Genomic DNA, 18,039 nt, shown 5'->3' on the forward strand with positions numbered 1-18,039 from the left:
CCTCGCCCCGCATACAGGGTGCGCGGACCCGTTCCCGCCTCCGGCAGGCCCGGTCACCGCCGCTCCCGGTGCGGCTGCCCGAACGGGGCAGCGTGTGCCGACTGGGTCTCGATCACGCATCCTGGGCCGGGAAAGATCTCTGTCTCGTGACCGTCTTCGTAGCGCACCCGATAGGGCGGTTCGCCGTTTTCGCCGAGCACCTGCACGACGGTGGCATGGTGTTCGGCGGATCCCACGGTTCTGCCGGTGAACCGCAGTACGTCACCTTCATGCGCCTTCATCGTGGCTCACCTCGTTTCCTGTCGTTTCCTGCCATCGCTCCCTGTCTTCGTTCAGGATGGCTCCGGGAGGTGGTTCGCGCAGAAGGGCCGTCAGGGCACTTCCGGTGGGCCGTCGGGCCCGTGACCAGGCCGGCGCCAGACGGCCGGCGGGTCGTGCGGTGAGCGGGCGCGGCTCGTCAGGCAGGCGCATCCTGTAATTGGAGAAGCCGCGGCACGCCAACACGAACGTGTCTTGATACGGCGGCATCCCGGGCGTGGTGGCACGTGGCGTCGACAGCCCACTCGGGAGTGACCATGAAACTTTCCTTCCTGGAACCTCTCTACAAGCAGTCCGGTCCATTCGCGTCCGTCTACCTGGACACGTCCCGCGACGCCGCCATCGAGGATCCCGATGCCGCCGTACAACTGCGATGGCGCCATCTTCGGGACGCACTGTTGTCCGAGGGAGCGGACCGGGACTCCATCACCGCGGTGGCGGGCAGCGTGGGCAGCGACACCGACGTACCCGGCACCCACGGCCAGGCCGTGTTCACCGCCCACGGGCACCTGGCCCTGCTGGACGAGTTGCCCGCACCGCCCGCACGGGACACCGCTCACTTCGGAACGTTGCCGGACACCATGCCGGTGATCGTCCAGCACGCGCCCGGGATTCCGTACCTGGCGGTGCACGTGCACTACGGCGGCCGTCACTCGGCGGACGCCACCGGCATCGTACGGATCGAGGCCGAGGCGGGCACCTGGCCGCTGACCAAGGTCACGCTGGGACACCGGCTGGACGAGGAGATCCCGGTGGCCGACTGGACACACGCCGCCGCAGAGGTCGGCCGGGAGCTGGAAGGTTACGCACGGCGCATCGACGTCGAGACGGTGGTCGTCGCCGGAGACGTCTGGGCCCGCGGCATCCTCATCCACCGGCTGCCGGCCTCCCTGCGCGGGCAGGTCACCACCGTGGAGGGCGCCGGCGAGTCCAAGGCCGGGCGGGCGCTGCTGGAGCAGCGGCTTGAAAGTCTCTTCGCAGGGCGCATGGCCGCTCACGACCGGGCTCTGCTGGACGCCTTCCTCGCCGAGCGGGCCCGTGACGGAGCGTTCGCGGAAGGCCTTGCGCCCGCCGTGTCGGCGCTGCAACGCGGCAGGGTCAGGGCCCTTTTCCTCAACGACCACCCCGAGTCGCCATTGCACATGTGGGCCGGCCCGGAACCCGGCCAACTCGCCCTCGCCGAACAGGAACTGCGCTCCTACGGTATACGGGAGGTCAGCGAGGAACGGGCTGATGCGGCCCTGGCCCGCGCCGTCGTCGGCACGAGGGCCGAACTGGTCCTGGTGCCCGAGCAGGAGTTGCGGTTGAGCGAGGGCGTGGGCGTACTGCTGCGCTACGCCGACCCTGCGTCCCGTACATGAAGGGGCTCCGGGAAGCGGCAGAACGCCGGTCTCACCGGTCCTCAAGGGCGTACCTACAGCCGGTCGTGCTGCGGGACGGTGGCCTGCCGGACGATTGCGACGCGGGTGGTGGGGTGAGATGAACGCCGAAGCCGACTGGGGCCGCGGTGTTGGAGCTCGATCCGGAGGAGCGGCTGGACCTGGTGCTGCGGGATCTGCGCAGCACGCGGTAGCTCGCATGTCGGGGGGATGGCCGATGTCCGGGCGGTGGGAATCCGAGGGGGTGCGCGGGGCGGGGTGGGCGGAGGGACGTCGCGCGCGACCCGGCCCGCTGTGGTGGGTGGTGGCCGTTCTCGTCGCGGCGGCCCTGGTCCTGGTCTCGGTCCTGCGGCGGCGTGAACTGGCGCAGGCCTACCACCTCATCGCGGGAGTACGCCCGCTGCCGGTGGCGGTCGCCGTGGTGTGCGAGGTGCTGTCGCTCGTGTGTTTCGCGGCGGTGTACCGCTGGCTGCTGGAGGCGGGCCGGACACGCTGGAGCCTGCGGCGCGCGACGGCGCTCGTGGTGGCCGCCAATGCCGTGGCGGGTGCGTTGCCCGGTGGGGCGGCGTTCTCCGCCGCCTGGGTCTTCCGGCAGCTGCGCCGCCGGGGCGTGGAACAGGTGCTCGCGGTCGCCGTGCTGGTGGTGGCCGGTGCGCTGTCGGTACTCGCTCTGGCCGTCCTGCTCGTGGCCGGCACGGTCGGCGCGGGACCGGCGGGGCTGCGGACCGTTTTGCTTCCGGTAGCCGGCGCGCTGCTGGTCCTGGGGATCGCCTTGGCGGTCGTGGGAGTATCCCGCTTCGCGGGCGTCCGTAACGCGGTGGGGCGAGCGTGGACGAGCGCCGGGATGCGTTCCCGCCATATCCGGCGTGGCCAGGAGGCACTCGCCCAACTGGTCGAGCAGGCCCGCAGCCTGCAGCCTGGTCTGCGGCCCTGGCTGCGACCGTTCGCGTTCGCGCTGCTGAACTGGGCCTTCGACGTCGCTTGTCTGGCCGCCAGCCTGTGGGCGCTCGGCATCGGCGTGCCCTGGCACAGCCTGCTGCTTGCCTACGTGCTCACCCAGATTCCCGGCAGCCTGCGCCTGACCCCGGGCAGCCTCGGCATCGTGGAGACGAGCCTGTCCGCGCTGCTTGTCTTGTACGGCCTTGGGCCCGGCCCGGCGATCGCCGCGACGCTCCTGTACCGGGCCATCGGCTATTGGGCCCTGCAACCCATCGGTTGGGCGAGCTGGCTCGCCCTCACCCTGCAGACCGGTGCGTCCGGCCCCCGACACACCACTCGGAACGATGCGGCAACCTGAGTTCGTAGCGAGCCGCACGCCTGGCCTGGTGCCCCTGACCGGCGAAAGGTGATCAGGGCAGGTATTCCGGGACCATGGAAGGGGCGGCGAGAGTGCCCTGAGCGTTTCCTGATGGGCAGACGGCTCTCAACAGCGGCTCCGTGAGTGCGCGGGGTTCCGGCCCGGAGAGGGCGACTCGTCCGCAGCCGAGACAGCGGAACTGAGCCAGGCATTCCACGCCCGTGACGACGTCGCCGTACGGGCTTCGTGACTCAGACACAACGGACCGCCGAACCGCTATCACTCCGGTGTCAGCGCCCCATCGTCGCCGCCCCGCGTCGACGGGGAGCACGCAGAGGGCGGCATCCAGACCTCACTGTCCTCGGTTCGCTCCCGCAGTGCGAGCGTCGGCGCGGCGAGAACGGAACGGGGCTACGCGGCGTGGTGTACGCGGTGCGGGATGACCGAGCCCGGCGCGCAGTGTCAGATCGCACGATGTGCGGGCCTTGGCGAAGAACGGTAGAAGTGGGAGTACGGAGTCGACACAGCGGGCCCGGACGTCTCAGACACGCGGTGCCCCGGTCGTCCCCGAGCCCGTGTGTCCGCGGAGACAGGATGGGCGAGATCGACATGCCTGGTGCCACCCCGCTCGGCAACAGCTCCGGCACGCCTCCAGATCCGGCGGCCCCGGCCACGGTGGTCGTCGACACGCAGGGGATCGTGAGGGGGTGGAGCGCGGGCGCGGAGCGTCTGCTCGGGTATGCGTACTGGGAAGTCGTCGGGCGTCCTGCGACCGGTCTGCTCGGTTCGGACGCGGACCTCGAAGGGGGTTTTCCGGCAGCTCTCGGCGGGCGAAGCAAAAGGATCCTGCTGCGGCACCGGGACGGCCGGTGCGTGCCCGCACATGTGCGGGCCTATCCATCATGTGACAGTGAGGGCAACGCACAGCAATTCGTCGTGGCCACGCCATGGGAGCATCCGCTTCCGGAGCAACTTCCACCGGACGGGGAGACGACCGAGGAAGCCTTTGCGCAGTGCCACGTGCCCCTGATGGTGTACGACTCGCGGCTGCTGGCCCTGCGGGCGAGCGCCGGCGCCGTACGGGAGCTCGGCCTCACCGAAGAGCAGATGCGGGGGCGGCGGGTCACGGACATTCTGCCGCCGCACATCTGCCGGACGGTCGAGGACGGCATGCGCCGTGCGTTCACCACAGGGGAACCCGAAAAGTTCCATGTGCGTGGCAGGCCCCGGCCGGACGCGCCTGAAGGGGTCTGGGCCGTGACCGTGTCCCCGCTGAAGACGCCCGCAGGGCAGGTACGACACGTGCAGGTCACCGCACTCGATGTCACCGAACAGCACGCCGCCCGGGAGCGGCTCGCCCTGCTGAACGACATCAGCACCCAGGTCGGCAGCACCCTGGACGTGATGCGCACGGCCCAGGAGATGGCCGACGTGACGGTCGGCCGGCTGGCCGACTTCGTCACTGTCGACCTGCTGGACTCCCTGTTCCGGGGTGCTGAGCCGAGGCCGTCCGCCACCGGCACCGTCGCCCTGCGCCGTGCGGCGCAGCAGTCCATCCTTCCGGGCGTACCCGAGGCGGTGATCCGGCCGGGAGACGTGGACTACTACCCCGAGTCCACGCCCCCTGTCCGCTGCGTGACCACCGGCCGGTCCTCACTGCACCGGAGCCTCGACCAGGCCATCAGGGACTGGCAGCGGGCCGACCCGGAACGATCAGGGGTGGTCGGGGCTTTCGGCATCCACTCGATCATGGTCATTCCGCTCCGCGCCCGCGGCATCACCCTCGGCGTGGCCGTCCTCGTCCGCCACCGCCGTCAGGACCCCTTCGAGGAGGACGACCTGCTCCTCGCCGAAGAGATCGGCGCACGCGCCGCCGTGGCCGTGGACAACGCCCGTCGCTACACACTCGCACGCACCACCGCCCTGGCGCTGCAGCGCAGCCTGCTGCCCCGTCGGGTCGCCGCTCAGGACGCCGTCGAGACTGCCCATCGCTACCTTCCGGCTCGCACCCGGGCAGGCCTCGGAGGCGACTGGTTCGATGTGATCCCGCTGTCGGGCGCCCGGGTCGCACTGGTCGTCGGGGACGTGGTGGGCCACGGCCTGCGTGCCTCCGCCACCATGGGGCGCCTGCGGACCGCGGTACGGACCCTGGCCGACGTCGACCTGCCAGCGGACGAACTCCTCGTCCACCTCGACGACCTGGTCACCCACCTGGCGGCGGAGGAGGACACCACCCAGGACCCCGAGTCCGACCTCGGGATCTCCACCGACCTGATCGCCACGTGCCTGTACGTCGTCTACGACCCGGTCGAACGTCGCTGCACAGCTGCCACCGCCGGCCACCCGCCGCCCGCCGTCGTCACTCCCTACGGCGTTGCCGAATTCGTCGACGTCCCTGCGGGACCTCCGCTCGGGGTGGGTGGTCTGCCCTTCGAAACGGCCGAGTGGGAACTGCCCCCGGGCAGCCTCCTGACGCTGTACACCGACGGCCTCCTCCAGGGGACCGAGCAGGACCTCGACAAGGGCCTCACAGCACTACGCCGTCGCCTGGAACACTCCAGTCCTTCGCTCGAGGCCACCTGCGACGACCTGATCCAGAGCCTGCTTACCGCCCAGCCCCAGGACGACGTCGCCCTGCTGCTCGCACGCACCCGAGCCCTCGATGCCGACCAGGTCGCCACCTGGGAGCTGCCGTCCGACCCGGCCACGGTGGCCCATGCCCGCGCGGAGATCCTGGCACGGCTGACGCAGTGGCGACTGCACGAGGTGGCCTTCACCACCGAACTGGTGGCCAGCGAACTCGTCACCAACGCGATCCGTTACGGACAACCGCCCATCCGACTGCGCCTGATCCGTGACACCGCGCTCCTGTGCGAGGTCTCCGACGGCAGCAGCACCGCCCCGCACCTGCGACGGGCGCGCACCTTCGACGAAGGCGGGCGCGGCCTGCTACTCGTCGCCCAGTGCGCCGAACGCTGGGGGACACGCCACCACACCGGCGGCAAGACGATCTGGGCGCAGATCGGACTTCCCGACGGGCGAGAGCAGGCCGGCAGTCGGCCGTAAGGGCGTAGGAACACGACGGCTGGCCTCATCCACAGGGCGACCGCTCACCTGCCACTTCAGCATGGAGGGTACAGAGAGTTCCGGTCCCATTCCCTCGCCTGGAGGTGGATGCGATGACTCTGCCCGTACGACACCGGCACAGCCCCCTCCTGGATCGGGCCTTCCCCTGGGGGAGCCGCTGGCCGCCGAGTTCGACGAACCGTTCGACAGGGTGAACCGGTTGACGGAGGCCGCCGCGCCCCGCTGGAGCGAGACCATGGCCTGGGAGCCGCCGGCCGACCTGCGCGAGACTGATGAGGCGTACATACTTGAGTGCGAGCTACCTGGTCTCAAACGAGAGGAAAGGTCGACGTCGAGGTCGGCGAACGCGAGCCGTGCATCACCGGAGAACTCATGGAACCCGGACGCGAAGGCGTGCTGCGCCGCACCGCTTCGAGTACCGCGCGGCGCTGACCGCCGACGTCGAGGCCGAGCGGGTCAGCGCGCAGCCGGCGAAAGGGATCCTGACCGTGATCATCCCCAAGGCGCAGGCAGCCAAGCCCCGCCACATCGAGATCACGACCTGACCGGCCTGACCACCGTGTGAGGGAATGGGGTAAGCGGCCGGGCGGGCGGATCAGTGCGTGCCCGGCCGCACCGGCCGTCGGGCCGCGACAGCACGACCGTGACTGGGGGCGACATGGAGCCGTCCGAACAGCCCCCGCGCCCGAACCCGCATCCTCTGGGGCTGCGGCTGGACGCGCAGCTCGCCCAGATCGCTGAGCAGCTGCGGGACTTGGCCATGGCCAAGGACAGGCTGCAGGGACTGCTGGAAGCGGTGCAGGCCATCAGCCGGGAGACAGACCTGCCTGCGGTCCTGCACCGGATTGTCACCACTGCCATGGGCCTGGTCGATGCCCGCTACGGGGCACTGGGAGTGCTGGACGAGTCCGGCCAGTTCCTTGAGCGGTTCATCGCCGCCGGGCTGTCGGAGGCCGAGCGCGCTGCCCTCGCCGACGTGGACTTTCCCCGCGGACGCGGCGTTCTCGGACACCTGATCCGCAATCCCGAGCCCCTGCGCGTCGACGACATCCCCTCCCACCGCGCCTCTGCGGGGTTCCCACCCGGCCATCCCCACATGCGCACCCTGCTCGGCGTCGCCATCAGTGTCCGCGGCACCATCTACGGCGACCTGTACCTGTCCGAACGCCGTGACGGGCTGCCCTTCGACCGTGACGACGAGGACATCGTCGTCACCCTCGCCGGCGCCGCCGGCATCGCAATCGAGAACGTCCGCCTGTACGAGCAGATCCGTGAGAGCGCCGAACACTTCCAGCGACTGCTGCTGCCCGCCCTCCCCGACCTGCACCCCTTCACCAGCGCCGCCGTCTACCGGCCCGCCCCCACCCCAGGGCACCTTGGCGGAGACTGGTACGACGCCCTCTGGCTGCCTGACAACGCCTGCGCGGCCGTCATTGGGGACGTCGTCGGCCATGACCTGCACGCGGCCGCCGCCATGGCCTCCACCCGCAACATGTTGCGCGCACTGCTGTTCGACCGCCTCACCCCGCCCAGCGCCGTCCTGGCCCAGCTCGACCGCACCGTGCACGCCATCACCGACAACCCCGTCACCACCGCTTGCCTCGCACGCATCGAACCTGCTGGCGAAGCCTGGACACTGCACTGGTCCAGCGCGGGCCACTTGCCACCCCTGCTCATCACCCCCGACGGCCGTCCGCAGTACCTGCATGCCGATCCCGGCCTCCCCCTCGGCGTCGACCCCGACCAGCCCCGCCCCGACCACACCCGCCCACTCGGCGCGAACACCACGGTGATCTTCTTCACCGACGGACTGGTCGAACACCCCGACCATCCCATCGACACCAGCCTGCAAGCCCTTGCGCAAATCGCCGCCGACCACGCCCAAGCGCCGCTGGACGACCTCGTGCACACGCTCGCCGACCACCACCCGAGCGACGGACACGACGACCTGGCCGTCCTGGCCCTGCGCACTCCTGCTCACCGGTGACGTCACAGCGTTACGCGGGGCGGTCCAGGGCCGGCCGCGCTGATGTTCCCGCACCAGCATCGCCGCCTCGGGGAAGGAGGCTGATGGCGTGCCTTCGCCATGGTCGTACGAACCCCGGTGCCCGCCCCGTCCGCCTGGCACAGCCGACTGAAGCACGGTGGTGCTCAGAGCAGGGACTGCCAGTAGTCCCACCAACGGGTGGCGATCAGCATGACGATGCACAGATACCAGGTGACCGGTAGTGCCCAATGGAATTCCAGCACACCGGCCACCACGACGCGGGGTGCACGGATGATCCCGTGCCTCAGGTTGTGCACGGTGGTGTACCAGAACATCGCGATCGTGGCTGCCCAGGCCAGGCAGCACCACAGGCACAGCGCGCCGATCTCGTACAGCGCCTGGCTCATCAGCCACATGCAGAAGCCCGCGCCGAACAGCGTGCCCGCGTTCAGGCCGAGCCAGAACCAGCGCCGGAAGCGGGCCCCGGCCAGCAGGGCACAGCCGACGGCGAGCACGACCGGGTAGGTGAGCAGGCCCAGTAGCGGGTTGGGAAAGCCGAACACAGACGCTTGGTGACTGCGCATCACGTTCGAGCACGACAGCACCGGGCTGAGGTTGCACGACGGGCTGAAGCGCGGGTCCGTCAGGAGCTGGAACTTGTCGATGGTGATCACGAAGGAGGCCAGGATCCCCAGAGCTCCCGTCACGATCAGCAGCCAGGCGAAGGCACGCGAGGCACCCGTCGTACCCTCCGAAGCGATCCCTCGCTCCCGCCCCTCCTCTCCGTCCCTGGCAGTGAGTTGGTGCGCGCTGGTGGTCGTACTGCTGGTCATCGGGGGTGTTCCGCCTTGCCGGTGGTCGGGGTGGGTTCCGGGCCCACGGTGGCCGAGAGGTACCTGCTGCCACGTGGGCGGCGACCGGCGTCCCGCGCCGGTTGGCCGGGTATCGCCCCGCGGGCGGCCCTCTGCGGCCACACCACTTCGACCGGAACGCCGTGGGCGCGGGCGTACGCCACCAAGTGCGCGGTGGCATCACGGCCGTTGGATGGCGAGCCGGCCCACACGGCGAGCAACTGCCGGCATTGCGCGATGATCCGCTCGTCCGCTCCGACGCACGCGTCCCGGACCGCCAGGTCGTACGCCAGCAGACGCACCTGCCAGGCGAGGGACACCAGTTCGCCGGGCGCCACCCGGTCCCGCGCCGGCAGCAACGCGGGCACCAGCCCCTGCGTGAGGGTCACCAGGACCAGCTCCCGTCCCGCCGCCCGCACCGCCCTCCCGAACGCCACCGGCACACCGGCCCCCGCCCGCGCCAGCGCCGTCCTCCGCTCGGGGAGCCGTTCCAGCGCCGCACGCAGCTCGGCCTGCACCAGATTCAGTCTGTCCGGTGTCGGGTCCGTGTGCCCGGCCGCCGCTGTCATCTCCGCGCTCGCCTCCCCGCCGTACGGCGCTCTCCCGCCAGTCCTCGCTGTACGCGGCCCCGCCGGGGCCGCGCCCGTGAGCGGGACCGCTTTGCCGAGCCCACGGGCGGGCCCGAAGCACCACAGGCGGGACCGCGGGATCAGTGAAGTCGGCACGCCCCTCGGTCGACAAGGGCCGAACGGCCCTGGCACAACCGTGATCGAGAGGCTTTCCATGGAGTTCGTCAGATCCGCCGGCGGACCCGCGCGGCGGTCAGGTACGCCGTATGCGAAGGACACGTCGATGGCATCCCAGTCCCGGCCCTCCACGACTGGACGGACCGCGACAGGTCACACCTCCGGGCGGCCGTGCTGTGCGGGATGAAGCAGCCCGCCGGTTCGTCAGCGCCCGTCAGCACCGGACGGCGAGGGACACCAGTCCGCGCCGCAGCGTCGAACTGGCTCCCGACGAGTCCCTGCGCCTGCTCGGCAGCATGCCGGTGGGACGGCTCATCTTCACCCGGCACGCCTTGCCCACCGCCCGCCCGGTCAACCATGTCCTCGACGAAGGCGACATCGTCATCCGCACCCACGAGAGTGCCGCACTCGTCTCCCACGCCCGGCAGAACGGCGGCCCCGGCGTGGTCGTCGCCTACGAGGCCGACGACATCGACCTGGTCACCCGTACCGGCTGGAGCGTCGTCGTCACCGGCTACTGCCATCTCGTCACCGACCCCCGCCAAGTGACGCGCTACCAGGAGATTCTGCACTCCTGGTCGGACCAGCACATGGACCACGTCGTACGCATCCGCCCCGATCTGATCACCGGCATCCGGCTGGTCGCGGCAGACGGCGACGGCGAGGGTGCGTGAAGGCCGGTTCGCGGCACCGGGCGACAGCCGACGGCTCGGGCGGAGGAGAAGACGTACTCCGCCCGAGCTGTTCGCCGTGCCCAGAACCGTGAACCGGCCGGAGCAGGCCATCCGGGAGCGGGCGGCCCGCATCCGGACCCACCCAACCCGGCCGCACCCCGCCCGCGACAGGGCCGTTCGGCTCCTTGGGCCACGGGCGGCGAGTCACCTCGGGCCGTCCCCTGATGTGGTCGGCACCTCGGCGTGGCCGAACAGCGGCACGCGCCAACGCAACCGTGTGTCTCCACCGGGCGGCACTTCCCGCACGAACTCGCCAGCCAGCCCTGCCGCCCGTTCCCGCATGTTCGCCAGGCCGCTGAGCTTCACGTCCTGCGGAATGCCCGAGCCGTCGTCCGTGACGGTGAGGACCAGTTCCCAGCGCTCGACGACGAGATCGACGTCAAGGGCACTCGCGTTCGCGTGCCGCGCGACGTCCCTCAGTGCCTTGGCGTGCACGGGGATCAGGTAGTCGGCCACGGCTTCGGGCACTTCGCTGTCCAACAGCCCCTCCGTGCTCAGGGTTGGGGAGAAGCCGGGCGGGGCGGTGGCCACCTCCACCGTTGCGACCACCCGCCCGCGCAGCGTCTGCCGCTCCTGCCCACGCTCTCGTGTGCGCGGGGCGAAGACCGTCGATGGTCGTGCCCAGGTCGTTCACTGTCTGTGCCAGTGCTCGGCCGCCTCCGGCGGGGCCTGTACGAGGCGCTGGAGGCCCTGAAGGGCGATCCCGGAGGCGAACAGCCGCTGGATGGCGAAGTCGTGCAGGCCCCGGTCGATACGCTCACGATCCTCGAACACCGCGAGCCTTTCCGCGTCACGGAGCTGGTCCGCCGGCTCCAGGCGACGGCCACTTGCGCTGCGAAGCCGGGCAGCGGCTCGGTCTCCTCCTCTCCGAAGGGCTGGCGGCCCTTGCCGCGGGCGACCGGCAGTACGGTGCGGGCCGCCGCACCCGTCCCCATGGGCACCGCCACCGCGGGTCCGAGCCCGGCCAAGAACTCCGCCTCTGCCTCGTCACTACGCGGATCGTGCGCGACGTCGCCATGACGACAGGCCCGCCGGATGTTCGGAGAACTCTGCGATCCGTACCGGCTCCGGGTTCCTGATCAGCAGGTCGAGCGCCCCGTGGTCCTGAGGCAGTAGCCCGAGCCGCTGTCGCAGCTCATCACTCATCCCGACGGGCACGAACGCCGACGGCTTCCGGTCGTCGCCGATCACACCCAGCGCCCCGTACTCGGCGTCCACCAGTGGGACCGCCGCCTCGACGATGTACCGCAGTACATCTGGGAGTTCCGGCCCCTGACCGACCGCGAGCACCGCCTCAAGAAGCGAATGCACCCGGTCCCGCGTGCTCCGCATGGCACCCACGCGCACCTGTAGCTCGTCCAAGTACTCGTCCAGGCGTAGCCCCGGCCATGTCCCGCCGCTTTCGAAGCCGCCCGCGTCCACGACGGCCTCCGGATGCCCCTCGGCTCGACAGCCCGACCGAGCCCGGCTTCCAAAGTAGGAACGATCACCGCGACGGGTCACAGAACCCAGTCTGCGAGCGAAACAGCAGGTCACGGTCCTGTGCCACTGCCCCTGAGAGGAGGCAGCCAGTGGTATGGGCACGGGCTGGCCAGACGGCCCTTTGCTCGGGGCTGGTGACGCGCTGGGGCGCCGGCAGGGCCAACTGCCCACCGGGAGTGAAGCGTGCCGACGGCGAACCTGAAGCGGGACGCCGCCGGGCCACCGATGCCACAGCCCTGGAGTACCGGCGACCACGGCGCGACCCACTCCGGCGGGCAGCCTACGAAGTGGCCGCTGAGCACGCATGACGGCCTGGGTGGGCTGCACCAGTACGACGGCTCGGAGAGTGAGTCAGGAAAGACGCCGAGTGCGTCGCCGCCTGGGTGTTGGCCGACCTGCCGACCGAGTGGGAGGTGCGCGGCACCGGGAGAGGCACGTGCATGCGAGGCCGCGATGGACCGGCTTGTGCTCTTCGGTTCCGCAGAGTGTAGGCGTCGCCTTCGTACCGTGGTCAGGCCCGTGCGAAGACTCCGAGACAAAACAGTCCCCGGTAGTGCTGCACGTGTCCTGAAGCCTCAGTCGTCACTGTTGCCTCGGTATCGCGCCGGCTTGCCGGGGGCCTAAGCCACATCCTGTCCGAGTCACTCTGCCGACTAGACGTCCTCACCGGCTTTGTAGCTCTTTCGGTGTTGTGGTCTGTCAACCAGAATGCATGAGCTGCATCAAAAGTCAACACCTCTCAGGTAAAGTTTTTGACGTCCGAAGGGTGAAGGTGCAGGCTTCTCGCGGCAAGCGCTCGGAGACCGAGGTGCGCGAGCCCCGAAGCCCGGTGAAGAGGCAGATCGCCGAGAAGATCCCGGCGAGGAAAGCAGCCGTGAAGCCAGGCCGCCAGCCGCACAGCGCGTCGCTGCGTGTGTCATTGCGAGGGGGCAAGAGACGGATGCCCGATCAAACAGGTGTGCCCGCGGCCCGTTCGTCGCTTGCCTGGCAGGCGGGGCACACGAGCGGGGCGTTGCATCCGTATCGGCGGGTCAGCCCCAGCGCCCAATCGCAGCAGGTCCGCACCGTGGCTGCATTCCACAGCCGCCTCCCTGCTCGGCGTACTGCTGTCCGCGTTCTGCAGGCCCATCACCTCGTCACCGATCCGCGACTCAACCCGCACGTGCGACTACCGCGGCGGCCCCGCCGGATGGTCTGCCGTGCCGGTAGCGCCGGTGCCCCGTCCGTAGCCGCACGGGTTCCGGTGTGCGGAGGGGGCGCGGCCCGGGGTAGCAGGCGGTGTCCTGGTCCGGCCGCAGGACAAGACCAACCGGGCGGTTCCCTACCATCGGCAAGCGGCAGGAGTCACCCGTGCGGAACGACTGCCACCGGGCACTGCGCATGCTGCAGAACGGCGTGCGTGACCCGGCCCAGAGCACGGCCCATGTGGTGAGCGGGCCTGCGGGCGCCCAGCACGACGAGATCCGCGTGCGAGGACGCCGCGACCAGTTCACCAGCCGGCGACGGGGCCCTCGCCACCTCTTCGGTCACCTTGATGTCCGGGAACTCCTCCCGGACGGAGCCGAGCATGCGGGTGCTCGCCGCGGCCTCGGCCTCCACGGCCCTGCGCACCTCGTCGGCGAGGGGCACCATGCTCCCGACATACTGGAAGTAGGACCACGCGCTCAGCAGACGCAAGGACGCCTTCCGCCGCCTGGCGGTCTGTCCGGCGAAGCGCACCGCATCGAGGTCCTTTTCATCCCGTACGCCCACCACGACCACCCTGCTCGACGGCCGCTCCATACCCCGCACGACGACCACAGGACAGCTCGCCTGTCCGGCCACCGTCAGCCCGACCGACCCCAGCAGCAGTGCTGAGAAGCCGCCCGCTCCCCTCGAACCGACGACGATCGTCGCCGCGGCGTCCCCGGCCCGCGGCACCACCGCCGTGGCCGCCCGCAGCAGACTGTCCGCCGCTGGCTCCTGGCCGACCTCCGTGGTGACCGCCAGGCCCGGAGCCTTGTCGGAGGCCGCGGCCGCCGCCTCGGCCGCCAGCGACCGGGCGGCCTCGCGGACCCTCCGGGCGGTTTCGTCGGACAGACGCTCCGCCAGGTCGAGGTCGACGGCGCACACGATGTGCAGAGGCTGATGCCGGAGAGCGGCTTCCTGCGCCGCCCACGACACCGCACGTGCCGCTCCGGCCGAGCCGTCCGTCCCCACTACCACTGGCCCCTCAGTCATAGCTGACCAACTCTTCCCAACATCGGGCAGGACCCGCAGCAGCTCCTGCCGGGCGACGGGCGTTCACAACGGCACCCCCGGGTCGGTGTACCGCAGCAGCGCCCCGACCCCGTCCTCCAGGGGCAGTTCCTCCCGCTCCACGACCACCAGCTCGACGCCGGTGCGGACCAGTACGCGGACCAAGGACGCGCCGGGCGATTCCTCCTGGAAGCCGAGGACACCGAAGGACTCCGGGTCAGCGGACGACAGGGCGATCCGGGTCGGCTCCGAGCCCGCCCACAGCCGCAAGGGCAGATCGACGGGCGTGTTGAGCAGCAGTGCGCCTGCCGGAGCCGGCTGCAGCGCGGCCACGACCGAAGGGATGCCCTCGACCGCGTCGACGTGCCGGGTGCGCCGCGCCCGGAACGTCTCCACCCGAGCCTGGTCCCGCTCGCTCAGCCGGCTCCGGAAGACCTCGCTCAGCTCCCGCTCCAGCAGCGCCCGGCCCTCACCGGCCGGGTGCCCGTCACCCGCGACCGTGACCACGCGCTCCCGCAAGGGGCGAGGCGCGCGGTTCACCAGGACGTCGAGCGCCCATGCCTCCCCGCCCAGCACGATCACCTCGGCGCGGGTGCGCTGGACCAGCTCCGCCAGCCCACGGGCGACCTCGGCGGCGCCGTGCGGCCACCGGGCCGCTCCGGTGGTGCCGCGTTTCAGGTGCGACTGCACTGCTCGGCCACCTTCCGGTCTGGATGTCCACCTGCAGTTCCTCCGGCGCGCCGGTCTCCGGGTGCGGGACGAGGTGCACGGTGGCGGCCGCGTACGGGATGACCGCAGCGTGCCGGACCGCGAGCGGCATCACGCCGGGCAACGCGCTGAACCGGGCCGTGTCATGCGCAGGCGGGCAGGGCAGTTCCTCCACCAGGGCCAGCCGGCCGTGGCTCGCGAAGACGGCCTGCCCGTGACGCCCGGCAACCTCCCGGTCCGAGCCCACCCCAGCGCAGACAACGGCCACGGCGGCCTCGTCGGCCCCCTGCTGAGCCAGATCCGCACGCAGATGCCGGCGCCGCAGCCTGATCGCCGCCTCCCGGGCGCGGACGTCACGCGAGGTATCCAGGCAGGCGCAGGCATAGGGTCCCCCTCCTGCGCACACAGGGTCGACAAAGGTCACATCCACGGTCGCTCCTCATCACGATGGCCGGCCGAGCCACCCCGAGCCGCTCCTCCCTCACCTCGGCCACCGCTCCCGGTGACACCCCAAAACCAGCCTCCGCTGCTTCCAGTAGACCTCCCGGCCATCGACTTTGCGCACCGGGCGGTGCACCGCCGCCTCACGGGGGCGGCAGAGCATGGGGATCGTGGATCGAATGTGCGGGGGAGGAATCTGCGGCTCCCGCTGACGCGAGACAAGGCGACCGTGGTGTGTGGACGGCCGGCCGGAGGGGTCTCGGTTCCAGAGCCATGGCAGGTCGACATCCTGCCAGTACCTGCCGAGACCGGAGTCCAAGTCCGGCGTGAACCGGAAAGTGCCACTTCAGTCGACGAGGATCACGCGGCGGCCGGACCCGGTGTCGATCGGGTCCCGGGTGCTGCCGGTGAGAGGGTCGCCACCCACCAGGCATCCTGCTGCCGTCACCGTCGTTGCGGCTCCTGGTCGGTGGCCACAGACCTGTACCGTGCCGACGGACAGTGTGTCCTGATCTTCGGTACCTCTCCTGCAGGGACAGGGCGATGGGGCAAGGCACGGTGCAGTGGTTCAACGCGGACAAGGGCTACGGGTTCGCCGCCCTGGACGGGGGCGGCGATAACCTCTTCGTTCACTTCAGCGCCATCCAGATGCCCGGTTACACGAGCCTGGAGGCGGGCCAGCGGGTCGAATTCACGATCGTCCAGGGGCCGAAGGGGCCACAGGCCGACCAGGTCGTACCGCTGGAGAACTGGACACTCGGGCTGGTCCTCGGGTTCGCGCGGGTCCACTGTCCTTTGTCATGCAATCGAGTCGTTTGACAACGAACCTAGTCGTTTCGGCTTTTTTGACAGTGAACCTAGTCGTGCGGGATGAGCACGCTGGGGGTGTTGGATGGCCGTACCGGCTGGGACGGACGGGGCCGTGCCGTACGTCGAGGTGTCGTGCGTTGATGGCAGGTGCGAGCGTCGACGGCGTCCGCTGTTGGACTGCGTGTCGGTCAGGTTCGAGGACGCGGTTCCGGTACGGCCGTTTCGGTGGCCGGGTGGGCGCCATTTCCACCCGGAGCTGAGCAGCGGTTACATCGCGGTCTTCACTCGTGCGGGCTAATAAGCGATCTTGCTCCGGTTTTGACCGTACGTGATGCCTAGCCTTGCTGTGACGGCGGGTGGCCAGCAGCGAGTGCGTGCCACCGCCGTAGAGCCCGGGGGGTGCGGTGGAGGTTCGGGGTGTGCGTCACGCATACGGTCGCCGTGAGGTCTTGCGGGGCCTCGACCTCGATCTGCGGCCTGGAGTGCTGGCCGGGATTGTCGGCGAGAACGGTGCGGGCAAGTCGACGCTGTTGAAGATCTTGTCTGGTGAGCTGCGCCCGCTGGGTGGCACGGTCCGTCATGAGGGCCGTTTCGGCTACTGCCCGCAGGACGTGGTGGTCAACGAGGCTCTGACCGTGCGCCAGCATCTGGAGTTCTTCCGCGTCGCGCGCGGGCTGTCGGATCTGCAGCACGCCGGGCAGGTGATGAACGCGTTGCGATTGTCGGAGTACGTCGATGAGCGGGCCGGCCTGCTCAGCGGCGGCACCCGTCAGAAGCTGAACCTGACCCTGGCGCTGATGCACGACCCGCAGGTGGTGCTGCTGGACGAGCCCTACCAGGGTTTCGACTGGGAGACCTACCTGCGTTTCTGGGACTTGGCAGCCCGATTACGCGATGCGGGCCGCTCAGTCCTTGTCGTCTCCCACCTGGCCTATGACGCTGAGCGCCTGGACGAGTTGTGGCGCCTTCAGGACGGCGTGCTGCGCCCGGCTGAGGGGGTGTCGGCGTGATGCGGCACCTGAACCTGTTCGTCACAGCAGTCCGCTTCGACCTGGTCGAACACGCCCGGAACAGGCTCGCCATGGTCCTGGTCGCCGTGTTCATCCCCTGCTGGATCAGCCTGGCGTACGCCGTCATCCCCAGCAGGCACCTGACCTTCCGCCTGCGGGACACCGGCCAGCTCCTGGCACCGGCCGGCAACCAGATCACGCAGATCACCGGCGCCATCAACGCCGTCACCCTCATCACCGGGTTCATGATGTTCGCCGTCACGTTCAACGGCGGGCGCTTCGACCGCCGCCTGGCCTTGGCCGGCTACCCCCGCATCCATCTCGTCCTGGCCAAGACCACCTCGCTGACCCTGGCCTCCGGCGCCATCGCCGCCTATGCCACCGCGGTGATCTACATGGCCTGGAGCCCTCGCCAGCCACTGCTGCTCGCCGCTGCCTTGTTCTGCGGAGCGATGACCTACGGGGCGCTCGGCGTCGTCTTCGGCTCGCTGCTGCGCCGGGAGGTGGAGGGCATGTTCGCCCTGGTCATGACCAGCCTCGTGGATGTCGGTCTTCAAAATCCCCTGGCCGGCGGCGGTGCCGGAAGGCAGGTCGTGCGGTTCCTGCCTACCTACGGCACCATGCAGGCTGCCTCAGCTGCGGGTTTCACCCGCAGCTGGCGGCCCGGTGATCTGGCCGTTCAGTTCTTGTGGTTCGCCGGCGCTGCGTTCCTGGGCCTGCTCGCCTTCCACCGCCGTACCAAAGACGCCCTGACCGCAAAGCCGTCCTTGCGTCTGCCTTGGCTGCCCACGCGCCGACAACCTGCGCACCCGGCCCGGGCCACGTCGACGCCCCGCTGAGTGACGCCCCCGCACGACGGCCCAACAAGGGCCCTGGAGGGACGTGTCGCGCCCTCATCGCAGAGCGAAGTCCTGGCCCCGAAAGGGGGCCGGTTGAGCAGAAAAGGGTTCA

The 18,039-nt window shown here is 70.2% G+C and carries 16 protein-coding genes and 1 pseudogene; 9 read left to right on the forward strand and 8 right to left on the reverse strand.

What is annotated here, in order from left to right; translation table 11 throughout:
- Positions 1 to 53 precede the first annotated feature (53 nt).
- Complete coding sequence (locus AV521_RS39700; RefSeq protein ID WP_076095967.1) at positions 54 to 281, reverse strand: DUF1918 domain-containing protein; 228 nt, start codon at positions 279 to 281, stop codon at positions 54 to 56.
- Between the two features lie 294 nt (positions 282 to 575).
- On the opposite strand from AV521_RS39700, the gene AV521_RS39705 reads away from it, so the two are divergent.
- The 5 genes from AV521_RS39705 to AV521_RS39725 all read left to right on the forward strand — a co-directional run bounded on the left by AV521_RS39705 (position 576) and on the right by AV521_RS39725 (position 8,068).
- Positions 576 to 1,679, forward strand: coding sequence for a hypothetical protein (locus AV521_RS39705; RefSeq protein WP_076095969.1), 1,104 nt, complete (start codon positions 576 to 578; stop codon positions 1,677 to 1,679).
- A 322-nt stretch (positions 1,680 to 2,001) separates the two neighbouring features.
- The gene (locus tag AV521_RS39710) at positions 2,002 to 2,994 is read left to right on the forward strand and encodes a lysylphosphatidylglycerol synthase transmembrane domain-containing protein (RefSeq protein WP_256725874.1); all 993 of its coding nucleotides are present in this window, start codon (positions 2,002 to 2,004) and stop codon (positions 2,992 to 2,994) included.
- A 594-nt stretch (positions 2,995 to 3,588) separates the two neighbouring features.
- Entirely contained in the window at positions 3,589 to 6,060 is a 2,472-nt protein-coding gene (locus AV521_RS39715; protein WP_076095970.1) for a SpoIIE family protein phosphatase, read from the forward strand.
- Positions 6,061 to 6,434: 374 nt separating this feature from the next.
- Entirely contained in the window at positions 6,435 to 6,626 is a 192-nt protein-coding gene (locus AV521_RS51700; protein WP_256725875.1) for an Hsp20 family protein, read from the forward strand.
- Between the two features lie 113 nt (positions 6,627 to 6,739).
- Complete coding sequence (locus tag AV521_RS39725) at positions 6,740 to 8,068, forward strand: PP2C family protein-serine/threonine phosphatase (protein WP_076095972.1); 1,329 nt, start codon at positions 6,740 to 6,742, stop codon at positions 8,066 to 8,068.
- 164 nt (positions 8,069 to 8,232) lie between these two features.
- Here AV521_RS39725 and AV521_RS39730 read toward each other — a convergent pair whose 3' ends face one another.
- Together AV521_RS39730 and AV521_RS39735 are read right to left on the reverse strand one after the other, a co-directional pair.
- Entirely contained in the window at positions 8,233 to 8,901 is a 669-nt protein-coding gene (locus AV521_RS39730) for a vitamin K epoxide reductase family protein (protein WP_079249631.1), read from the reverse strand.
- Positions 8,898 to 9,488 (reverse strand): hypothetical protein, encoded by a 591-nt coding sequence (locus tag AV521_RS39735; protein WP_076095974.1) that lies wholly within the window; start codon positions 9,486 to 9,488, stop codon positions 8,898 to 8,900. Before AV521_RS39735 ends, AV521_RS39730 begins: the two co-directional genes overlap by 4 nt.
- A gap of 353 nt (positions 9,489 to 9,841) precedes the next feature.
- On the opposite strand from AV521_RS39735, the gene AV521_RS39740 reads away from it, so the two are divergent.
- Positions 9,842 to 10,339: a pyridoxamine 5'-phosphate oxidase family protein gene (locus tag AV521_RS39740; RefSeq protein WP_076095976.1), complete on the forward strand. Its 498-nt coding sequence runs from the start codon at positions 9,842 to 9,844 to the stop codon at positions 10,337 to 10,339.
- 204 nt (positions 10,340 to 10,543) lie between these two features.
- Here the strand turns inward: AV521_RS39740 and AV521_RS52405 are convergent, their stop codons facing one another.
- From AV521_RS52405 to AV521_RS51705, 5 genes are all read right to left on the reverse strand, one after another.
- A complete protein-coding gene (locus AV521_RS52405; RefSeq protein WP_076095978.1) occupies positions 10,544 to 10,936 on the reverse strand; it encodes a sensor histidine kinase in 393 nt (130 codons plus the stop codon).
- 93 nt (positions 10,937 to 11,029) lie between these two features.
- The gene (locus AV521_RS52410) at positions 11,030 to 11,173 is read right to left on the reverse strand and encodes a histidine kinase (RefSeq protein WP_305965216.1); all 144 of its coding nucleotides are present in this window, start codon (positions 11,171 to 11,173) and stop codon (positions 11,030 to 11,032) included.
- A 216-nt stretch (positions 11,174 to 11,389) separates the two neighbouring features.
- On the reverse strand, positions 11,390 to 11,821 hold the full coding sequence (locus tag AV521_RS52415) for a hypothetical protein (protein ID WP_076095980.1): 432 nt from the start codon (positions 11,819 to 11,821) through the stop codon (positions 11,390 to 11,392).
- Between the two features lie 1,404 nt (positions 11,822 to 13,225).
- The gene (locus AV521_RS39760) at positions 13,226 to 14,101 is read right to left on the reverse strand and encodes a universal stress protein (protein ID WP_076095982.1); all 876 of its coding nucleotides are present in this window, start codon (positions 14,099 to 14,101) and stop codon (positions 13,226 to 13,228) included.
- Positions 14,102 to 14,164: 63 nt separating this feature from the next.
- Entirely contained in the window at positions 14,165 to 14,809 is a 645-nt protein-coding gene (locus AV521_RS51705; protein WP_076095984.1) for a hypothetical protein, read from the reverse strand.
- 1,002 nt (positions 14,810 to 15,811) lie between these two features.
- Here AV521_RS51705 and AV521_RS39770 point away from each other — a divergent pair.
- The 3 genes and pseudogenes from AV521_RS39770 to AV521_RS39785 all read left to right on the forward strand — a co-directional run.
- A pseudogene (locus tag AV521_RS39770) lies at positions 15,812 to 16,003 on the forward strand (cold-shock protein); the annotation flags it as partial.
- 479 nt (positions 16,004 to 16,482) lie between these two features.
- A complete protein-coding gene (locus AV521_RS39780; RefSeq protein ID WP_076095988.1) occupies positions 16,483 to 17,088 on the forward strand; it encodes an ATP-binding cassette domain-containing protein in 606 nt (201 codons plus the stop codon).
- Positions 17,085 to 17,927, forward strand: coding sequence for a hypothetical protein (locus AV521_RS39785; RefSeq protein ID WP_076095990.1), 843 nt, complete (start codon positions 17,085 to 17,087; stop codon positions 17,925 to 17,927). The genes AV521_RS39780 and AV521_RS39785 overlap by 4 nt, the downstream gene beginning before the upstream one ends.
- Positions 17,928 to 18,039 lie beyond the last annotated feature (112 nt).

The sequence above is a fragment of the Streptomyces sp. IMTB 2501 genome (assembly GCF_001953885.1).
Classification (GTDB): Bacteria; Actinomycetota; Actinomycetes; order Streptomycetales; family Streptomycetaceae; genus Streptomyces.